Origin of the sequence: Escherichia sp. HH26CH (assembly GCF_009820205.1) — a bacterium.
GTDB lineage: Bacteria > Pseudomonadota > Gammaproteobacteria > Enterobacterales > Enterobacteriaceae > Escherichia > Escherichia coli_F.
The window spans coordinates 93,791-112,124 of the sequence record NZ_VNXM01000038.1 but is presented as its reverse complement, the minus strand read 5'-3'; the positions used below and the strand labels follow the sequence as shown (position 1 = coordinate 112,124).

General features: G+C 51.5%; 12 protein-coding genes. 8 read left to right on the top strand and 4 right to left on the bottom strand.

The features are described from left to right. Positions 1 to 81: 81 nt before the first annotated feature. Positions 82 to 975 (bottom strand): carboxylating nicotinate-nucleotide diphosphorylase, encoded by an 894-nt coding sequence (gene nadC, locus FQ015_RS12480; RefSeq protein WP_160524111.1) that lies wholly within the window; start codon positions 973 to 975, stop codon positions 82 to 84. A gap of 87 nt (positions 976 to 1,062) precedes the next feature. Between nadC and ampD the strand changes: the two genes are divergently transcribed. Beyond that, entirely contained in the window at positions 1,063 to 1,614 is a 552-nt protein-coding gene (gene ampD / locus FQ015_RS12475; protein ID WP_000923726.1) for a 1,6-anhydro-N-acetylmuramyl-L-alanine amidase AmpD, read from the top strand. Continuing rightward, on the top strand, positions 1,611 to 2,465 hold the full coding sequence (gene ampE / locus FQ015_RS12470) for a beta-lactamase regulator AmpE (RefSeq protein ID WP_000172005.1): 855 nt from the start codon (positions 1,611 to 1,613) through the stop codon (positions 2,463 to 2,465). The genes ampD and ampE overlap by 4 nt, the downstream gene beginning before the upstream one ends. 42 nt (positions 2,466 to 2,507) lie before the next feature. On the opposite strand, the gene aroP is transcribed toward ampE, so the two are convergent. Beyond that, the gene (gene aroP / locus FQ015_RS12465) at positions 2,508 to 3,881 is read right to left on the bottom strand and encodes an aromatic amino acid transporter AroP (protein ID WP_000969912.1); all 1,374 of its coding nucleotides are present in this window, start codon (positions 3,879 to 3,881) and stop codon (positions 2,508 to 2,510) included. Between the two features lie 540 nt (positions 3,882 to 4,421). Here aroP and pdhR point away from each other — a divergent pair. The 4 genes from pdhR (at position 4,422) to lpdA (ending at position 11,549) form a co-directional block, all read left to right on the top strand. Then, complete coding sequence (gene pdhR / locus FQ015_RS12460; RefSeq protein ID WP_000331776.1) at positions 4,422 to 5,186, top strand: pyruvate dehydrogenase complex transcriptional repressor PdhR; 765 nt, start codon at positions 4,422 to 4,424, stop codon at positions 5,184 to 5,186. Between the two features lie 160 nt (positions 5,187 to 5,346). Beyond that, positions 5,347 to 8,010 (top strand): pyruvate dehydrogenase (acetyl-transferring), homodimeric type, encoded by a 2,664-nt coding sequence (gene aceE, locus FQ015_RS12455; RefSeq protein WP_000003820.1) that lies wholly within the window; start codon positions 5,347 to 5,349, stop codon positions 8,008 to 8,010. 14 nt (positions 8,011 to 8,024) lie between these two features. Then, a complete protein-coding gene (gene aceF, locus FQ015_RS12450) occupies positions 8,025 to 9,917 on the top strand; it encodes a pyruvate dehydrogenase complex dihydrolipoyllysine-residue acetyltransferase (protein WP_000963544.1) in 1,893 nt (630 codons plus the stop codon). A gap of 207 nt (positions 9,918 to 10,124) precedes the next feature. Beyond that, a complete protein-coding gene (gene lpdA / locus FQ015_RS12445) occupies positions 10,125 to 11,549 on the top strand; it encodes a dihydrolipoyl dehydrogenase (RefSeq protein WP_097416145.1) in 1,425 nt (474 codons plus the stop codon). A 70-nt stretch (positions 11,550 to 11,619) separates the two neighbouring features. Here the strand turns inward: lpdA and FQ015_RS12440 are convergent, their stop codons facing one another. Then, entirely contained in the window at positions 11,620 to 13,470 is a 1,851-nt protein-coding gene (locus tag FQ015_RS12440; protein ID WP_160524110.1) for a DUF3300 domain-containing protein, read from the bottom strand. Positions 13,471 to 13,824: 354 nt separating this feature from the next. On the opposite strand from FQ015_RS12440, the gene acnB reads away from it, so the two are divergent. Both acnB and yacL read left to right on the top strand, forming a co-directional pair. After that, a complete protein-coding gene (acnB, locus tag FQ015_RS12435; protein WP_012599867.1) occupies positions 13,825 to 16,422 on the top strand; it encodes a bifunctional aconitate hydratase 2/2-methylisocitrate dehydratase in 2,598 nt (865 codons plus the stop codon). A 174-nt stretch (positions 16,423 to 16,596) separates the two neighbouring features. Continuing rightward, positions 16,597 to 16,959 carry a protein YacL gene (gene yacL / locus FQ015_RS12430; RefSeq protein WP_039021872.1) on the top strand — a complete coding sequence of 121 codons (363 nt, stop codon included), beginning with the start codon at positions 16,597 to 16,599 and terminating at the stop codon, positions 16,957 to 16,959. A 64-nt stretch (positions 16,960 to 17,023) separates the two neighbouring features. Here yacL and FQ015_RS12425 read toward each other — a convergent pair whose 3' ends face one another. Further along, positions 17,024 to 18,115, bottom strand: coding sequence for a tetratricopeptide repeat protein (locus FQ015_RS12425; RefSeq protein WP_115738818.1), 1,092 nt, complete (start codon positions 18,113 to 18,115; stop codon positions 17,024 to 17,026). Between the last annotated feature and the right edge of the window lie 219 nt (positions 18,116 to 18,334).

Below are 18,334 nucleotides of genomic sequence, written 5' to 3'. Positions count from 1 at the left end.
AGAAATTTGCGAGGCGTTACGAAGAAAGTTGGGAAAGGGGAGATTATCCGCCCGCGATGGAGCGGATAAATCTGTCAGCAATCAGCGAAAACGCATTGAAAGGTCGAGTGCCTGTACGTGTTTAGTTAGCGCACCGACGGAGATAAAGTCCACGCCCGTTTCGGCAAATTCGCGCAGTGTTTTGTCAGTGACGTTGCCAGACACTTCCAGTAGCGCCTTGTCGTTGGTGCGTTTGACAGCTTCGCGCATCTGTTCTGTTTCGAAGTTATCCAGCATGATGATATCGGCACCTGCTTTCAGGGCTTCATCAAGTTCTTCCAGATTCTCTACTTCGACTTCTACTGGCGCATCTGGGTGCAGCCAGGACGCTTTTTCGACCGCCTGGCGCACTGAGCCGGAGGCAATAATATGGTTTTCTTTGATCAGGAAGGCATCAGAAAGCCCCAGGCGGTGATTCGCTCCGCCGCCGCAAAGTACCGCGTATTTCAGAGCTGAACGCAGGCCGGGTAAGGTTTTGCGCGTATCCAACAACTGCGTGTTGGTGCCCTCCAGTAATTCGACATAGTGGCGTACCTTACTGGCAACCCCTGAAAGGGTTTGCACAAAATTAAGTGCAGTGCGTTCGCCCGTTAACAGCACGCGGGATGGACCTTCAAGTTCGAACAAGGGTTGTTTGGCGTTGATGACATCGCCGTCATCCACATGCCAGATTATGGTGACATCGTCGCCTGCCAGTTGAATAAACACCTCTTCAACCCAGCGTTTGCCGCAAAATACGCCATTCTCGCGTGTGATCACTGTGGCATGAGAGCGAGAGTTTTCCGGTAAAAGTTTTGCCGTAATGTCATTGTTGGCATCGACTGTTCCGCCTAAATCTTCCCGCAGCGCCTGGGCCACCGCGCCGGGGATATCGAGATTAATGCGTTCCAGCAGCTCGTCACGTCGGGTGTCAGGGTTATAGCGGCGAGGCGGCATGTTAAAACTCCAGATAGCTAACGAATCATAAGGTAGAAACATGCTACTCTGAACCGGGTATTAGCACCACATATAAGGAGATCCTGCATGTTGTTAGAACAGGGGTGGCTGGTTGGCGCGCGCCGCGTTCCCTCACCACATTACGATTGCCGCCCGGATGACGAAACACCCACCCTGCTGGTGGTGCACAATATTAGCCTGCCGCCAGGCGAGTTTGGCGGTCCGTGGATCGACGCATTATTCACTGGAACTATTGATCCGCAGGCACATCCTTTCTTTGCTGAGATCGCCCATTTGCGCGTCTCCGCTCACTGTTTGATTCGCCGCGATGGTGAAATAGTCCAGTATGTTCCTTTCGATAAACGTGCCTGGCATGCCGGAGTCTCTCAGTATCAAGGGCGCGAACGCTGCAATGATTTTTCTATTGGGATTGAGCTGGAAGGCACCGATACGCTGGCGTATACCGATGCGCAGTATCAACAGCTTGCGGCGGTTACGCGGGCACTGATTGATCGCTATCCAGATATCGCTAATAACATGACGGGCCATTGTGATATTGCGCCGGATCGGAAAACCGATCCCGGTCCTGCATTTGATTGGGCACGGTTTCGTGCACTGGTCAGCAAGGAGACAACATGACGCTATTTACAACCTTACTGGTGTTAATTTTCGAGCGCCTGTTTAAGTTGGGCGAGCACTGGCAGCTTGATCATCGTCTTGAAGCGTTCTTTCGGCGGGTGAAACATTTTTCTCTCGGGCGCACATTAGGCATGACCATTATTGCGATGGGCGTGACTTTTTTACTGTTACGCGCATTGCAGGGAGTGTTGTTCAACGTTCCCACGCTGCTGGTGTGGCTGCTGATTGGTTTGCTGTGTATTGGCGCAGGTAAAGTTCGTCTTCATTATCATGCTTATCTGACAGCTGCTTCACGTAATGATAGCCATGCCCGTGCCACGATGGCTGGCGAACTCACCATGATTCACGGCGTCCCGGCAGGCTGCGATGAACGTGAGTATTTGCGTGAGCTGCAAAATGCATTGCTGTGGATTAACTTTCGTTTTTATCTTGCTCCGTTGTTCTGGCTGATTGTGGGGGGAACCTGGGGACCCGTTACGCTGATGGGGTATGCGTTTTTGCGTGCATGGCAATACTGGCTGGCGCGTTACCAGACGCCGCATCATCGTTTACAGTCCGGCATTGATGCCGTGCTTCATGTACTGGATTGGGTGCCGGTTCGTCTTGCGGGTGTGGTATATGCCTTGATCGGTCATGGGGAAAAAGCGTTACCGGCCTGGTTTGCTTCGCTGGGTGATTTCCATACTTCGCAATATCAGGTATTAACACGTCTGGCACAGTTCTCTCTGGCGCGTGAACCGCATGTCGATAAGGTGGAGACGCCGAAGGCAGCGGTTTCCATGGCGAAGAAAACCTCGTTCGTGGTCGTGGTGGTAATTGCGCTACTGACGATTTACGGGGCGTTGGTGTAAAGATTATTGCCCTCACCCTGCACGGGTGAGGGCGTAGAGAGATTAATGCGCTTTTACGGCTTTGGCGGTTTTCTCTTTAAACAGATAGCCGATACCTAACACGATCAGCCATACCGGGATCAGGTATACCGAAATCGCCATTCCTGGGGTCATCAGCATAATCACCAGTACCGCCGCCATAAACAGCAGGCAGATCCAGTTACCCAGCGGATAAAGCAGAGCAGGGAAGCGAGTTACCACGCCTTGTTCCTGCTTGGCGCGACGGAATTTCATATGCGCCAGGCTAATCATCGCCCAGTTGATGACCAGTGCAGATACCACCAGCGCCATTAACAGTCCGAATGCGGATTCCGGTGCAAGGTAGTTAATCAGCACGCACAATGCCGTAACCAGCGCAGACACCAGAATAGTGTTAACCGGTACACCGCGTTTGTCGACAGACGCCAGCGCTTTTGGCGCGTTGCCCTGTTGTGCCAGACCAAACAGCATACGGCTGTTGCAATATACGCAGCTGTTGTACACGGAGAGCGCAGCAGTCAGTACCACGATGTTCAGCGCATTCGCCACAAAGGTATCGCCCAATTCGTGGAAGATCAGTACAAACGGACTGGTATCAGCAGTAACGCGGGTCCATGGCATCAGGGAGAGCAGAACGGCTAACGAACCAATATAGAAAATCAGGATGCGGTAGATAACCTGGTTAGTCGCTTTTGGAATGCTTTGCTCCGGATTATCAGCTTCTGCTGCGGTGATCCCCACCAGTTCCAGACCGCCGAAAGAGAACATGATAATCGCCATCATCATCACCAGTCCGGTAAAGCCGTGCGGCAGGAAACCACCCTGATCCCACAGGTTGCTAACACTCGCCTGCGGTCCGCCGTTGCCGCTGAATAGCAGCCAGCCGCCGAAGATGATCATCGCCACCACTGCGATAACTTTGATAATGGCAAACCAGAACTCCATCTCGCCAAACACTTTTACGTTTGTCAGGTTGATGGCGTTGATCACCACAAAGAACACGGCGGCAGAAACCCAGGTGGGGATTTCCGGATACCAGAACTGAATGTATTTACCCACGGCAGTCAGCTCTGCCATGGCAACTAAAACGTACAGTACCCAGTAGTTCCAGCCAGAAGCGAAACCGGCAAAACTGCCCCAGTATTTATAAGCAAAGTGGCTAAAGGAGCCTGCGACAGGTTCTTCGACCACCATTTCACCTAGCTGACGCATGATCAGAAAGGCGATAAAACCAGCAATGGCGTAACCCAGGATAATCCCTGGCCCTGCGGACTGTATTACGGAGGCGCTACCCAGAAATAGCCCGGTCCCTATCGCGCCACCCAGCGCGATAAGCTGAATATGGCGGTTTTTAAGGCCGCGCTTTAGCTGCTCGCCGTGCTGTTGACCTTCCATCATGAAACCTCGTACGGTGATTGTTTTTTTGATCTACGCAGTGATGCGTGTGTAAGTTTGCAATTCCGTTTTTTGTATTGATTTGTTTACATCAAAGACGTTTGAATTGTTACAAAAGGACTTCCGTCAGATAAAGAATAATGGTATGCGGCAGCGAATGCACCCTCTTTATGCATGGTTGAAGATGAGTTGCTTAAAAAGGAACCGTTTGTAAAGGTCAGCCTCAAATCCCCTCAACATACAGAATGAATATAAATTCATTATTTTTGAATTAAAAATCGATAAATTGGTAAGTGAATCGGTTCAATTCGGATTTTTATAGTTTAATAATCGTTAAAAAATCCCTTTCCTACGTAAAGTCTACATTTGTGCATAGTTACAACTTTGAAACGTTATATATGTCAACTTGTTAAAATGTGCACAGTTTCATGATTTCAATCAAAACCTGTATGGACATGAGGTGAATACTTTGTTACTTTAGCGTCACAGACATGAAATTGGTAAGACCAATTGACTTCGGCAAGTGGCTTAAGACAGGAACTCATGGCCTACAGCAAAATCCGCCAACCAAAACTCTCCGATGTGATTGAGCAGCAACTGGAGTTTTTGATCCTCGAAGGCACACTCCGCCCGGGCGAAAAACTCCCACCGGAACGCGAACTGGCGAAACAGTTCGACGTCTCCCGTCCCTCCTTGCGTGAGGCGATTCAACGTCTCGAAGCAAAGGGCTTGTTGCTTCGTCGCCAGGGTGGCGGCACTTTTGTTCAGAGCAGCCTCTGGCAAAGTTTCAGCGATCCGCTGGTGGAGCTGCTCTCCGACCATCCTGAATCACAGTATGACTTGCTCGAAACACGACACGCCCTGGAAGGTATCGCCGCCTATTACGCCGCGCTGCGTAGTACCGATGAAGACAAGGAACGCATCCGTGAACTCCACCACGCCATAGAGCTGGCGCAGCAGTCTGGCGATCTGGACGCGGAATCAAACGCCGTCCTCCAGTATCAGATTGCCGTCACCGAAGCAGCCCACAATGTAGTTCTGCTTCATCTGCTAAGGTGTATGGAGCCGATGTTGGCTCAGAATGTCCGTCAGAACTTCGAATTGCTCTATTCGCGTCGCGAGATGCTGCCGCTGGTGAGTAGTCACCGCACTCGCATATTCGAAGCGATTATGGCCGGTAAGCCGGAAGAAGCGCGCGAAGCATCGCATCGCCATCTGGCCTTTATCGAAGAAATTTTGCTCGACAGAAGCCGTGAAGAGAGTCGCCGTGAGCGTTCTCTGCGTCGTCTGGAACAACGAAAGAATTAGTGATTTTTCTGGTAAAAATTATCCAGAAGATGTTGTAAATCAAGCGCATATAAAAGCGCGGCAACTAAACGTAGAACCTGTCTTATTGAGCTTTCCGGCGAGAGTTCAATGGGACAGGTTCCAGAAAACTCAACGTTATTAGATAGATAAGGAATAACCCATGTCAGAACGTTTCCCAAATGACGTGGATCCGATCGAAACTCGCGACTGGCTCCAGGCGATCGAATCGGTCATCCGTGAAGAAGGTGTTGAGCGTGCTCAGTATCTGATCGACCAACTGCTTGCTGAAGCCCGCAAAGGCGGTGTCAACGTAGCCGCAGGCACCGGTATCAGCAACTACATCAACACCATCCCCGTTGAAGAACAACCGGAGTATCCGGGTAATCTGGAACTGGAACGCCGTATTCGTTCAGCTATCCGCTGGAACGCCATCATGACGGTTCTGCGTGCGTCGAAAAAAGACCTCGAACTGGGCGGCCACATGGCGTCCTTCCAGTCGTCCGCAACCATTTATGATGTGTGCTTTAACCACTTCTTCCGTGCACGCAACGAGCAGGATGGCGGCGACCTGGTTTACTTCCAGGGCCACATCTCCCCGGGCGTTTACGCACGTGCTTTCCTGGAAGGTCGTCTGACTCAAGAGCAGCTGGATAACTTCCGTCAGGAAGTTCACGGCAATGGCCTCTCTTCCTATCCGCACCCGAAACTGATGCCGGAATTCTGGCAGTTCCCGACCGTATCTATGGGTCTGGGTCCGATTGGTGCTATTTACCAGGCTAAATTCCTGAAATATCTGGAACACCGTGGCCTGAAAGATACTTCTAAACAGACCGTTTACGCCTTCCTCGGCGACGGCGAGATGGACGAACCAGAATCCAAAGGTGCGATCACCATCGCTACCCGTGAAAAACTGGATAACCTGGTCTTCGTTATCAACTGTAACCTGCAGCGTCTTGACGGCCCGGTCACCGGTAACGGCAAGATCATCAACGAACTGGAAGGCATCTTCGAAGGTGCTGGCTGGAACGTGATCAAAGTGATGTGGGGTAGCCGTTGGGATGAGCTGCTGCGTAAAGATACCAGCGGTAAACTGATCCAGCTGATGAACGAAACCGTTGACGGCGACTACCAGACCTTCAAATCGAAAGATGGTGCATACGTTCGTGAACACTTCTTCGGTAAATATCCGGAAACCGCAGCTCTGGTTGCAGACTGGACTGACGAGCAGATCTGGGCGCTGAACCGTGGCGGTCACGATCCGAAGAAAATCTACGCTGCATTCAAGAAAGCGCAGGAAACCAAAGGCAAAGCGACAGTAATCCTTGCTCATACCATTAAAGGTTACGGCATGGGCGACGCGGCTGAAGGTAAAAACATCGCGCACCAGGTTAAGAAAATGAACATGGACGGCGTGCGTCATATCCGCGACCGTTTCAATGTGCCGGTGTCTGATGCTGATATCGAAAAACTGCCGTACATCACCTTCCCGGAAGGTTCTGAAGAGCATACCTATCTGCACGCTCAGCGTCAGAAATTGCACGGTTATCTGCCAAGCCGCCAGCCGAACTTCACCGAGAAGCTGGAGCTGCCGAGCCTGCAAGACTTCGGCGCGCTGCTGGAAGAGCAGAGCAAAGAGATCTCTACCACTATCGCTTTCGTTCGTGCCCTGAACGTGATGCTGAAGAACAAGTCGATCAAAGATCGTCTGGTGCCGATCATCGCCGACGAAGCGCGTACTTTCGGTATGGAAGGTCTGTTCCGTCAGATTGGTATTTACAGCCCGAACGGTCAGCAGTACACCCCGCAGGACCGCGAGCAGGTTGCTTACTATAAAGAAGACGAGAAAGGTCAGATTCTGCAAGAAGGGATCAACGAGCTGGGCGCAGGTTGTTCCTGGCTGGCAGCGGCGACTTCTTACAGCACCAACAATCTGCCGATGATTCCGTTCTACATCTATTACTCGATGTTCGGCTTCCAGCGTATCGGCGATTTGTGCTGGGCTGCTGGCGACCAGCAGGCACGTGGCTTCCTGATCGGTGGTACTTCCGGTCGTACCACCCTGAACGGCGAAGGTCTGCAGCACGAAGATGGTCACAGCCACATTCAGTCGCTGACTATCCCGAACTGTATCTCTTACGACCCGGCTTACGCTTACGAAGTTGCTGTCATCATGCATGACGGTCTGGAGCGTATGTACGGTGAAAAACAAGAGAACGTTTACTACTACATCACTACGCTGAACGAAAACTACCACATGCCGGCAATGCCGGAAGGTGCTGAGGAAGGTATCCGTAAAGGTATCTACAAACTCGAAACCATTGAAGGTAGCAAAGGTAAAGTTCAGCTGCTGGGCTCCGGTTCTATCCTGCGTCACGTCCGTGAAGCGGCAGAGATCCTGGCGAAAGATTATGGCGTAGGTTCTGACGTATATAGCGTGACCTCCTTCACCGAACTGGCGCGTGATGGTCAGGATTGTGAACGCTGGAATATGCTGCACCCGCTGGAAACTCCACGCGTTCCGTATATCGCTCAGGTGATGAACGACGCTCCGGCAGTGGCATCTACCGACTATATGAAACTGTTCGCTGAGCAGGTCCGTACTTACGTACCGGCTGACGACTACCGCGTACTGGGTACTGATGGCTTCGGTCGTTCCGACAGCCGTGAGAACCTGCGTCACCACTTCGAAGTTGATGCTTCTTATGTCGTGGTTGCGGCGCTGGGCGAACTGGCTAAACGTGGCGAAATCGATAAGAAAGTGGTTGCTGACGCAATCGCCAAATTCAACATCGATGCAGATAAAGTTAACCCGCGTCTGGCGTAAGAGGTAAAAGAATAATGGCTATCGAAATCAAAGTACCGGACATCGGGGCTGATGAAGTTGAAATCACCGAGATCCTGGTCAAAGTGGGCGACAAAGTTGAAGCCGAACAGTCGCTGATCACCGTAGAAGGCGACAAAGCCTCTATGGAAGTTCCATCTCCGCAGGCGGGTATCGTTAAAGAGATCAAAGTCTCTGTGGGCGATAAAACCCAGACTGGCGCACTGATTATGATTTTCGATTCCGCCGACGGTGCAGCTGACGCTGCACCTGCTCAGGCAGAAGAGAAGAAAGAAGCAGCTCCGGCAGCAGCACCCGCGGCTGCGGCGGCAAAAGACGTAAATGTTCCGGATATCGGCAGCGACGAAGTCGAAGTGACCGAAATCCTGGTGAAAGTGGGCGACAAAGTTGAAGCTGAACAGTCGCTGATCACCGTAGAAGGCGACAAGGCTTCTATGGAAGTTCCGGCTCCGTTTGCAGGCACCGTGAAAGAGATCAAAGTGACCGTGGGTGACAAAGTGTCTACCGGCTCACTGATTATGGTCTTCGAAGTCGCGGGTGAAGCAGGCGCGGCAGCTCCGGCGGCTAAACAGGAAGCGGCTCCGGCAGCGGCCCCTGCACCAGCGGCTGGCGTGAAAGAAGTTAACGTTCCGGATATCGGCGGTGACGAAGTTGAAGTGACCGAAGTGATGGTGAAAGTGGGCGACAAAGTTGCCGCTGAACAGTCACTGATCACCGTAGAAGGCGATAAAGCGTCTATGGAAGTTCCGGCTCCGTTTGCAGGCGTCGTGAAGGAACTGAAAGTCAACGTTGGCGATAAAGTGAAAACTGGCTCGCTGATTATGATCTTCGAAGTTGAAGGCGCAGCGCCTGCGGCAGCTCCTGCGAAACAGGAAGCGGCAGCGCCGGCTCCGGCAGCAAAAGCTGAAGCTCCGGCAGCAGCACCGGCTGCAAAAGCAGAAGGCAAATCTGAATTTGCTGAAAACGACGCTTACGTTCACGCGACTCCGCTGATCCGCCGTCTGGCACGCGAATTTGGCGTTAACCTGGCGAAAGTGAAGGGCACTGGCCGTAAAGGTCGTATCCTGCGCGAAGACGTTCAGGCTTACGTGAAAGAAGCGATCAAACGTGCAGAAGCGGCTCCGGCGGCAACTGGCGGCGGTATCCCTGGCATGCTGCCGTGGCCGAAGGTGGACTTCAGCAAGTTTGGTGAAATCGAAGAAGTGGAACTGGGCCGCATCCAGAAAATCTCTGGTGCGAACCTGAGCCGTAACTGGGTGATGATCCCGCATGTTACTCACTTCGACAAAACCGATATCACTGAGCTGGAAGCGTTCCGTAAACAGCAGAACGAAGAAGCAGCGAAACGTAAGCTGGATGTGAAGATAACCCCAGTTGTCTTCATCATGAAAGCCGTTGCTGCGGCACTTGAGCAGATGCCTCGCTTCAACAGTTCTCTGTCGGAAGACGGTCAGCGTCTGACTCTGAAGAAATACATCAACATCGGTGTGGCGGTGGATACCCCGAACGGCCTGGTTGTTCCGGTATTCAAAGACGTCAACAAGAAAGGCATCATCGAGCTGTCTCGCGAGCTGATGACTATTTCTAAGAAAGCGCGTGATGGTAAGCTGACTGCGGGCGAAATGCAGGGCGGTTGCTTCACCATCTCCAGCATCGGCGGCCTGGGTACTACCCACTTCGCGCCGATTGTGAACGCGCCGGAAGTGGCTATCCTCGGCGTTTCCAAGTCCGCGATGGAGCCGGTGTGGAATGGTAAAGAGTTCGTGCCGCGTCTGATGCTGCCAATTTCTCTCTCCTTCGACCACCGCGTGATCGACGGTGCTGATGGTGCCCGTTTCATTACCATCATTAACAACACGCTGTCTGACATTCGCCGTCTGGTGATGTAAGTAAAAGAGCCGGCCCAACGGCCGGCTTTTTTCTGGTAATCTCATGAATGTATTGAGGTTATTAGCGAATAGACAAATCGGTTGCCGTTTGTTGTTTAAAAATTGTTAACAATTTTGTAAAATACCGACGGATAGAACGACCCGGTGGATGATGGGCGTCATAAAAATAACGTCAGACCCGCCGGAGATAAATATATAGAGGTCATGATGAGTACTGAAATCAAAACTCAGGTCGTGGTACTTGGGGCAGGCCCCGCAGGTTACTCCGCTGCCTTCCGTTGCGCTGATTTAGGTCTGGAAACCGTAATCGTAGAACGCTACAACACCCTCGGCGGTGTTTGCCTGAACGTCGGCTGTATCCCTTCTAAAGCACTGCTGCACGTAGCAAAAGTTATCGAAGAAGCCAAAGCGCTGGCTGAACACGGTATCGTCTTCGGCGAACCGAAAACCGATATCGACAAGATTCGTACCTGGAAAGAGAAAGTGATCAATCAGCTGACCGGTGGTCTGGCTGGTATGGCGAAAGGCCGCAAAGTCAAAGTGGTCAACGGTCTGGGTAAATTCACCGGGGCGAACACCCTGGAAGTGGAAGGTGAGAACGGCAAAACCGTGATCAACTTCGACAACGCGATCATTGCAGCGGGTTCTAGCCCGATCCAACTGCCGTTTATTCCGCATGAAGATCCGCGTATTTGGGACTCCACAGATGCGCTGGAACTGAAAGAAGTACCAGAACGCCTGCTGGTAATGGGTGGCGGTATCATCGGTCTGGAAATGGGGACCGTATACCACGCGCTGGGTTCACAGATTGACGTGGTTGAAATGTTCGACCAGGTTATCCCGGCAGCTGACAAAGACATCGTTAAAGTCTTCACCAAGCGTATCAGCAAGAAATTCAACCTGATGCTGGAAACCAAAGTTACCGCCGTTGAAGCGAAAGAAGACGGCATTTATGTGACGATGGAAGGCAAAAAAGCACCAGCTGAACCGCAGCGTTACGACGCCGTGCTGGTAGCGATTGGTCGTGTGCCGAACGGTAAAAACCTCGACGCAGGCAAAGCGGGCGTGGAAGTGGACGACCGTGGTTTCATCCGCGTTGATAAACAGCTGCGTACCAACGTACCGCACATCTTTGCTATCGGCGATATCGTCGGTCAGCCGATGCTGGCACACAAAGGTGTTCACGAAGGTCACGTTGCCGCTGAAGTTATCGCCGGTAAAAAACATTACTTCGATCCGAAAGTTATCCCGTCCATCGCCTATACAGAACCAGAAGTTGCATGGGTTGGTCTGACTGAGAAAGAAGCGAAAGAGAAAGGCATCAGCTATGAAACCGCCACCTTCCCGTGGGCTGCTTCTGGTCGTGCTATCGCTTCCGACTGCGCAGACGGTATGACCAAGCTGATTTTCGACAAAGAATCTCACCGTGTGATCGGTGGTGCGATTGTCGGTACTAACGGCGGCGAGCTGCTGGGTGAAATCGGTCTGGCAATCGAAATGGGTTGTGATGCTGAAGACATCGCACTGACCATCCACGCGCACCCGACTCTGCACGAGTCTGTGGGCCTGGCGGCAGAAGTGTTCGAAGGTAGCATCACCGACCTGCCGAACCCGAAAGCGAAGAAGAAGTAATTTTTCGTTTGCCGGAACATCCGGTAATTAAAAAAGCGGCTAACCACGCCGCTTTTTTTAAGTCTGTAATTTACCTTTCCAGTCGCCTTGCTCCGTGCTCAGAGAGACGTTCGCGTACTGCTGACCGTTGCTCGTTATTCAATCGGGCAGTACGGTTACTGTCGTTTAGACGTTGTGGGCGGCTCTCCTGAACTTTCTCCCGAAAAACCTGACGTTGTTCAGGTGATGCCGATTGTATACGCTGGCGGGCGTTATCACGTTGCTGTTGGTTCTGTGGGCGCTGCTGTACTTTTTCCTTAAACACCTGGCGCTGCTCAGGCGAGGCAGACTGAATACGCTCACGCGCTGCCTCTCTTCGCTGCTGGTTCTGTGGGTTAGTCTGCATTTTCTCGCGCAACGCCTGACGCTGCTCAGGCGAGGCTGACTGAATACGCTCACGTGCCGCTTCTCTTCTCTGCTGGTTCTGCGGGTTAGTCTGCATTCTCTCGCGGACTGCCTGGCGCTGCTCAGGAGAGGCCGACTGATAACGCTGACGAGCGGCGTCCTTTTGTTGCTGGGTCAGTGGTTGGCGACGGCTGAAGTCGCGGAAGTCGTCATAGCTCCCATAGTGTTCAGCTTCATTAAACCGCTGTGCCGCTGCCTGACGTTGGGTATCTCGCGTAATGACGGGTGTGGCGTGTGTTCGTTGCTGAAACTGACTTGCTGCCGCCTGACGCTGGCTGTCGCGTGTTGGAACAGGTAACTGCGTGGCGCTCATGCCGCCGTTGACATCGGTTTGGTGAAACCGCTTTGCCATATCCTGATCATGATAGGGCACACCATCACGGTAGTTTGGATTGTGCCGCCATGCCATATTCTTATCAGTAAGATGCTCACCGGTGATACGGTTGAAATTGTTGACGTTGATATTGATGTTGTCGCCGTTGTGTTGCCAGCCATTACCGTCACGATGACCGCCATCGTGGTGATGATAATCATCATCGTCATGATGATGGTCATGATCGTCATCGTCCCAGTCGATGCTGCTGAATAGTGCGTATGTAGTAGCAACGCCCATGCTATAGCCGAATCCGCGCACAAAGCTGTCAACAAACGGTTCTCCGGCTGGTGGTGGCAGATAAACCGGCGGATACGCAGTATTGGCCCAGTTCCCGTAAACCACGGTTGGGTTGTAGTTGGGAATATAGACCACATCAGGATTGGCGGGCTCAATGGAAATGACGGTTGTTGCAGGCTCTGTAATGACAGGGTTGGCAGTTGTAACGGTATTGGATGGTATGACGGGAGCCGTGACTGTCTGTTTTACCGGTATAGCTTTCTTCGTTGTGGTAATAACTTTCTGTTCGGTTGATGACTTCAGCGAGCCGGTTTGTTGCGCCAGTTGCCGCAACCGCTGTACCGAGTCCATCACGTCCTGCGGCTGCGCCAGAAAAGCATCGCCCAGGTTTTGCACCCATTGCGGGTTTTCGCCCATTAACGCCATCAACTGTGGAAAGGCTACCAGTGATTTGACGCTGGCGTCCCACGGCTGGTCAGATACCGCCTGAATAGCAGCATCGCCTTGTTTAAGTGGATTATCGTGCGACCATTGCACTGCTTGCGCAACGTTTGCCGGATAGGTTGATGCCATTAACACTTGTGAAAGCAAAGAGTCGGGGTACAGCGCGACAGGTGCAACCCATTGATCTATTTGCGCAGTGCTGAATGCGGTTTTAACGACGGCGGGCGTTACGGGCGGTGCGGAAACCGTTGCAGGAAGCGTAACTGCGGTGATGTCAGGCGCAGCCAGTTGTGTCGATTGCGCTTCCACAGGCGCTTCCACTGTGCGGCTTTTTATATATAGCCCGGCAGAGGCGGAACAAAGCCCGGCACTGCAAATTAGCGCCAGCACATGGGGTTTAAACGGCAAAGTCATTTTCATAATTCGGATCTCAAGGAAATCGCAATGGTCGGCGAACTGCCACCCGCAGGTGCTGTGAATCCGAGTATAAAGAGGCGGTAGTTTAAATTTTGACTAATCTTGTGTTTTGTTGAGAAAGGTGATTATCACCATGCGAATTAACGAGGTTTTTACGAAGGGAAACAATCTCTAGACTATCCTTAACGATTCAGCCACTTTTTTATGTTGCTTTTTTGTAAACAGATTAACACGTCGTCAAAATCCTGCTATTCTGCCCGTTGCGGTACTGGGCATTTACCCTACAAACTGCTGTCTCACAGGAGCGTGAAGAGAATCGCCTGCCGCACTATGACAATGAGAGCGAGGAGAACCGTCGTGCTAGAAGAATACCGTAAGCACGTAGCTGAGCGTGCCGCTGAGGGGATTGCGCCCAAACCCCTGGATGCAAACCAAATGGCCGCACTTGTAGAGCTGCTGAAAAACCCGCCCGCGGGCGAAGAAGAATTCCTGTTAGATCTGTTAACCAACCGTGTTCCCCCTGGCGTCGATGAAGCAGCCTATGTAAAAGCAGGCTTCCTGGCTGCTGTCGCCAAAGGCGAAGCTAAATCCCCGCTGCTGACTCCGGAAAAAGCTATCGAACTGCTGGGCACTATGCAGGGTGGTTACAACATTCATCCGCTGATCGACGCGCTGGATGATGCCAAACTGGCACCGATTGCTGCCAAAGCACTGTCCCACACGCTGTTGATGTTCGATAACTTCTATGACGTAGAAGAGAAAGCGAAAGCAGGCAACGAATATGCGAAGCAGGTAATGCAGTCCTGGGCAGATGCCGAATGGTTCCTGAATCGCCCGGCGCTGGCTGAAAAACTGACCGTTACCGTCTTCAAAGTAACTGGCGAAACCAACACCGATGACCTCTCTCCGGCACCGGATGCGTGGTCGCGCCCGGATATCCCACTGCACGCGCTGGCGATGCTGAAAAACGCGCGTGAAGGTATTGAGCCAGATCAGCCGGGTGTTGTTGGTCCGATCAAGCAAATCGAAGCTCTGCAACAGAAAGGTTTCCCGCTGGCCTATGTGGGTGACGTTGTGGGTACCGGTTCCTCACGTAAATCTGCGACTAACTCCGTGCTGTGGTTTATGGGTGAAGATATTCCTCATGTACCGAACAAACGCGGCGGTGGTTTGTGCCTCGGTGGTAAAATTGCACCAATCTTCTTTAATACGATGGAAGACGCGGGTGCACTGCCAATCGAAGTCGACGTCTCTAACCTGAACATGGGCGACGTGATTGACGTTTACCCGTACAAAGGTGAAGTGCGTAACCACGAAACCGGCGAACTGCTGGCGACCTTCGAACTGAAAACCGACGTGCTGATTGATGAAGTGCGAGCAGGTGGCCGTATTCCGCTGATTATCGGGCGTGGGCTGACCACCAAAGCGCGTGAAGCACTCGGCCTGCCGCAGAGCGATGTGTTCCGTCAGGCGAAAGATGTCGCTGAGAGCGATCGCGGCTTCTCGCTGGCGCAGAAAATGGTCGGTCGTGCCTGCGGCGTGAAAGGCATTCGTCCGGGTGCGTACTGCGAACCGAAAATGACCTCTGTAGGTTCCCAGGACACCACCGGCCCAATGACCCGTGATGAACTGAAAGACCTGGCGTGCCTGGGCTTCTCGGCTGATCTGGTGATGCAGTCTTTCTGTCACACAGCGGCTTATCCGAAACCAGTTGACGTTAACACTCACCACACGCTGCCGGACTTCATCATGAACCGTGGCGGTGTGTCGCTGCGTCCGGGTGATGGCGTAATCCACTCCTGGCTGAACCGTATGCTGCTGCCGGATACCGTCGGTACTGGCGGTGACTCCCATACTCGTTTCCCGATCGGTATCTCTTTCCCGGCGGGTTCTGGTCTGGTGGCATTTGCAGCCGCGACCGGCGTAATGCCGCTGGATATGCCGGAATCCGTTCTGGTGCGCTTCAAAGGCAAAATGCAGCCGGGCATCACCCTGCGCGATCTGGTACACGCCATTCCGCTGTATGCGATCAAACAAGGTCTGCTGACCGTTGAGAAGAAAGGCAAGAAAAACATCTTCTCTGGCCGCATTCTGGAAATCGAAGGTCTGCCGGATCTGAAAGTTGAGCAGGCCTTTGAGCTGACCGATGCGTCCGCCGAGCGTTCTGCTGCCGGTTGTACCATCAAGCTGAACAAAGAGCCGATCATTGAATACCTGAACTCTAACATCGTCCTGCTGAAGTGGATGATCGCGGAAGGTTATGGCGATCGTCGTACCCTGGAACGTCGTATTCAGGGCATGGAAAAATGGCTGGCGAATCCTGAGTTGCTGGAAGCCGATGCAGATGCGGAATACGCGGCAGTGATCGACATCGATCTGGCGGATATCAAAGAGCCAATCCTCTGTGCACCGAACGACCCGGACGACGCGCGTCCGCTGTCTGCGGTACAGGGCGAGAAAATCGACGAAGTGTTTATCGGTTCTTGCATGACCAACATCGGTCACTTCCGTGCCGCCGGTAAACTGCTGGATGCGCATAAAGGTCAGCTACCGACCCGCCTGTGGGTGGCACCGCCAACCCGTATGGACGCTGCGCAGCTTACCGAGGAAGGCTATTACAGCGTCTTCGGTAAGAGCGGTGCGCGTATCGAGATACCTGGCTGTTCCCTGTGTATGGGTAACCAGGCGCGTGTAGCAGACGGTGCGACGGTGGTTTCCACCTCTACCCGTAACTTCCCGAACCGTCTGGGTACTGGCGCGAACGTCTTCCTGGCTTCTGCTGAACTGGCTGCTGTTGCGGCGCTGATTGGCAAACTGCCGACACCGGAAGAGTACCAGACCTACGTGGCGCAGGTAGATAAAACAGCCGTTGATACTTACCGTTATCTGAACTTCAACCAGCTTTCTCAGTACACCGAAAAAGCGGATGGGGTGATTTTCCAGACTGCGGTTTAATAAGTAAGCGCACCCGCTGCGCATAAACGAGACAATGCCCGGTGAATGAGATTCCCGGGCATTTTTTATTTCTAAACCATCGCCGTTCTGCTGTTTTTCTCCGATAAGGCTGCGATAATTAAATCAATGGCGCAATGCGATTTCGGCGCATTGCCGGGAGCAGAGGAACACACTATGGATTATGAATTTCTGCGCGATGTAACCGGAGTGGTAAAGGTGCGCATGTCCATGGGGCATGAAGTGGTCGGGCACTGGTTTAATGAAGAGGTAAAAGAAAACCTGGCCTTGCTTGATGAAGTGGAAGACGCCGCGCGCACGCTCAAAGGCAGCGAACGTTCCTGGCAGCGGGCAGGGCATGAATACACCCTGTGGATGGACGGTGAAGAGGTAATGGTTCGCGCCAATCAACTGGAATTCGCTGGCGATGAAATGGAAGAGGGGATGAACTACTACGACGAAGAAAGCCTGTCGCTATGCGGCGTTGAGGATTTTCTTCAGGTGGTGGCGGCTTACCGCGATTTCCTCAGGCAAGGGTAAACTAAACATTGCTGGATATTGCAACGCCCCTGGTCCAGGAGCGTTGTTTACATTAGTACTCAAGTTACCAGTTTGCGATTGAGGAAGGATTCTTTTCCAGCGCGGCTAATAATTTCTTCGCCTCTTTCCCTTCGCTTGTAGAAAGGACGTTTTTCGCATTTTTATTTTCGGCAAGCGATAAGACCGGAATCGTTTCCAGGTCTTCTTCTGCTACCTGAAACTCTTGCCCCATTTGTGCAGAGATTTTTTTTGCCATTTGAAAGAGGACCCACGATTTTACATTATCCCCTTTTAGTAAATACAAATAAGCAAATGAACTATAATCAGTATAATTTTCTGTTTTTTTGTTGATTTTTATAACCATACTTTTTTTATAAAGTTCGAGACTCTTATTGATATCCTTTGGAGTACTAATGTCGCCACGAGCATAATTCCATGATTTTTCTTGCATAGCATAAGCATCACCTTGATCAATTGCTTTTTGCAGCCATTCATTTGCGGTATGTTCATTTTTCTCAACGATATCACCGAAGTTTCCACGGTAATAACGGTACATTTTCACTTGAGAATCGGCATCGCCATTTTCTGCTGCTTTACGCGTCCATTCAAGACTTTTGCTGGCATCTTGCTTTACACCACCTGCGGTATTGTAGATTTCAGCTAAAATAACTTGCGATGGTATATTATTTTTTATTGCCGCTTTTTCAAAGTAAGTGAATGCTTCTTCGGCGGAACGGGTAGACAGACCGAGATGATACAGAGCAGTGGCGTCACCTTTGTCGGCTAATTTATGCAATTCACTGAGTGATGTATTAATCCAAAGTGTTTTCCATGCGTCTGGGTTGTTTTTTGCTAACTCTTCGCCAAGGCGCGCTATTTCATCTCTTTGCCAGTTAGTCGCATTCTTTACATCAATAGGGGCGGTCAGGGAGCTATTTTTTTGGGTGTATGCAGAGGCATAAACCAGTACTGAACCTTTTAGATAGTTTTTCTCAACGCCATCACCATTAATGTATTTAACGCCTAATTCATACTGTGCTTTTACATCACCAGCGTATAATCCTTTCTCCAGAGCATATACATCAGTAGCATTAGCGATGTTCATAAATAAACCACTGCATAATAATATTGCAGCTATGGTTTTCTTGTTATTCATTATCTATTTCCCTTAATTATGTTGTTCCATGAAGATATTTACGTGGTGAATATTTGTGTTCTTTTATATCGTAACTTAAATGTGTGAAAAATGCAAAAGAAACACAGTGTTATTAACTCTCATTTTTAATGAATAATAAGGAGTGTTTCGGCTGCTATTTTATTATTTCAATACTGCTCTAACTTATACATTAGGCCAGTAAGACACCACGCTACAGCA

Bases quoted from the DNA above. Each gene is read 5' to 3' on its own strand.
- nadC (WP_160524111.1), bottom strand. From the start codon at position 975: ATGCCGCCTCGCCGCTATAACCCTGACACCCGACGTGACGAGCTGCTG.
- ampD (WP_000923726.1), top strand. From the start codon at position 1,063: ATGTTGTTAGAACAGGGGTGGCTGGTTGGCGCGCGCCGCGTTCCCTCA.
- ampE (WP_000172005.1), top strand. From the start codon at position 1,611: ATGACGCTATTTACAACCTTACTGGTGTTAATTTTCGAGCGCCTGTTT.
- aroP (WP_000969912.1), bottom strand. From the start codon at position 3,881: ATGATGGAAGGTCAACAGCACGGCGAGCAGCTAAAGCGCGGCCTTAAA.
- pdhR (WP_000331776.1), top strand. From the start codon at position 4,422: ATGGCCTACAGCAAAATCCGCCAACCAAAACTCTCCGATGTGATTGAG.
- aceE (WP_000003820.1), top strand. From the start codon at position 5,347: ATGTCAGAACGTTTCCCAAATGACGTGGATCCGATCGAAACTCGCGAC.
- aceF (WP_000963544.1), top strand. From the start codon at position 8,025: ATGGCTATCGAAATCAAAGTACCGGACATCGGGGCTGATGAAGTTGAA.
- lpdA (WP_097416145.1), top strand. From the start codon at position 10,125: ATGAGTACTGAAATCAAAACTCAGGTCGTGGTACTTGGGGCAGGCCCC.
- FQ015_RS12440 (WP_160524110.1), bottom strand. From the start codon at position 13,470: ATGAAAATGACTTTGCCGTTTAAACCCCATGTGCTGGCGCTAATTTGC.
- yacL (WP_039021872.1), top strand. From the start codon at position 16,597: ATGGATTATGAATTTCTGCGCGATGTAACCGGAGTGGTAAAGGTGCGC.
- FQ015_RS12425 (WP_115738818.1), bottom strand. From the start codon at position 18,115: ATGAATAACAAGAAAACCATAGCTGCAATATTATTATGCAGTGGTTTA.